General features: G+C 62.3%; 1 protein-coding gene and 1 pseudogene. Both read left to right on the top strand.

Annotated features, from left to right (window positions below):
* The first annotated feature begins 100 nt into the window (after positions 1–100).
* Positions 101–997, top strand: a pseudogene (locus tag GY769_21245) (transposase).
* Complete coding sequence (locus GY769_21240; GenBank protein MCP4204444.1) at positions 994–1,851, top strand: DUF4338 domain-containing protein; 858 nt, start codon at positions 994–996, stop codon at positions 1,849–1,851. The pseudogene GY769_21245 and the gene GY769_21240 overlap by 4 nt, the downstream one beginning before the upstream one ends.
* Positions 1,852–1,915: the final 64 nt, after the last annotated feature.

Raw genomic sequence — 1,915 nt, 5'->3', positions numbered from 1 at the left:
CTTGTACTGCAAGCAGATGAGCGAGGATCTCTTTCACAACGACGAGACCCGCTGGGAGGTCTTCGTGTAGATCGCGGGCAAGGCCGGTACGCGCTGATATCTGTGGGTGACCCGTTCGCACTCGGTCGTCTTCTTTTTCCTAGATCCCAGCCGCAGTGCCGCGGTGCCCGGCGCGCACTTCGCCGGCCTGCAGGCGGACGGCAAGGTCATTATCGTCTGCGATCGCTACAGCGCCTACAAGAAGCTCGCCCGGCTGGCCGCCAACATCCTGCTCGCCTTCTGTTGGGCTCATGTGCGAAGGGACTTCCTGGATGCCGGACGTGCCTTTTCCGAGTTGGAGGAGTGGGCGTTGGAGTGGAAGGAGCGTATCGGCACCCTCTACCACCTCAATCGACTGCGTCTCGAGCAGTGGGATCCCGAGCGCCCATTGACAGAGCAGTGCGCTGCCTTCAACCACTACCACGAGGCCTTGGAGGTAGAGTTGCAGCGCATGCATGAGGAGGCAACCCGGATCGTGGCGGAGAACGACGATGGCACGCACAGTGAGGATGTGCCGGACGCTGCCCTGTCGAAGGGCGCACGAACGAAACAGAAGAAGGTGCTCGCCAGCCTGCTCGAGCATTGGCCGGGTCTCACCCTGTTTGTCGAGCACCCGGAAGTCCCGATGGATAACAACCGGGGCGAGAGCTCAATCCGTAATCCGGTGACCGGCCGCAAAAACTACTATGGCTCGGGAAGCCTCTGGAGTGCCGCGTTAGCCGCCACACTCTTCTCTATCCTGCAGACCCTGGCGCTTTGGGGCATCAACCCCCGGCACTGGCTGAGGTGCTATCTCACGGCTTGTGCCGACAACGGCGGTCAAGCCCCCCAGAATATCGATCCGTTTCTCCCCTGGGCGATGGATGAGACGCGCCGGGCAGCGCTCGGCCGACCCTATCCCTCCCGGGCGCCTCCCGCCACACCCGCCGAGCCGACCCCCATCCACGACAGCTCTTGAGTCAGCGCTACTGTGGTCGCGACTTCCCCGCCGATGAGATCGAGCGGATCCGCCGTCTCATCGCCGAGGATCCCGCCCGTACCCGCGCCGAGCTCTCAAGGCTGACCTGCCGGGAGCTGAAGTGGTTCAAGGCCGATGGCGGATTGAAGGAGATGTCCGCCCGGGTCGCCATGTTGCGGATGCACGACGATGGGCTCATCGAGCTGCCCCCGCCGCGCGGCCCGCGACCCGATCCGCGGGTGCGTCTGAGCGCGCGCAGCGATCCAGGAGCCCCGCTCAACCAGCCCGCCCGTGCACTTACCCCCCTGACCCTGCAGCGCGTGCGGCAAAAATCCCAATCCAGCCTCTGGAACGAGTATATCCAGCGCTACCATTACCTCGGACACAAGCCCCTTCCCGGGGCGCAGCTACGCTATCTCGTCTACTCCGCCGAGCACCCCATCGCCGTGCTCGGCTTTGGCGCCGCCGCCTGGCAGAGTGCGCCGCGGGATCGGTACATCGGTTGGACCCACGAACAGCGCCAGCAAAATCTCCCGCTGATCATCAACAACGCCAGATTCTTAATACTGCCCTGGATCCAGTCGAAAAACCTGGCTTCCATGATCCTGGCCAAGATGGCCCGAACGCTCCCCGATCATTGGTTGGAGGTCTACGGATACCGCCCCGTTCTGCTGGAGACCTTTGTCGAGACACCCCGCTTCCAAGGCACCTGCTACAAGGCAGCCAACTGGATCTATCTGGGGCAAACCCAAGGCCGCGGAAAACTCGGCCCCGCTGGAAAACAGAGCGTTCCGATCAAGGACTTATGGGTTTACCCCCTGGATCGACGCTTCCGAGACCCGCTTACTCGTTGATTTCTCAGGGGATGGGTAGACCGAATATTTACTTTCAGAGTAACTTCTCAATAACCCCGTGCAT

It is taken from the genome of bacterium (assembly GCA_024224155.1).
Lineage (GTDB): Bacteria > Acidobacteriota > Thermoanaerobaculia > Multivoradales > JAHEKO01 > CALZIK01.
This window is presented reverse-complemented; position numbering and strand designations above follow the sequence as displayed.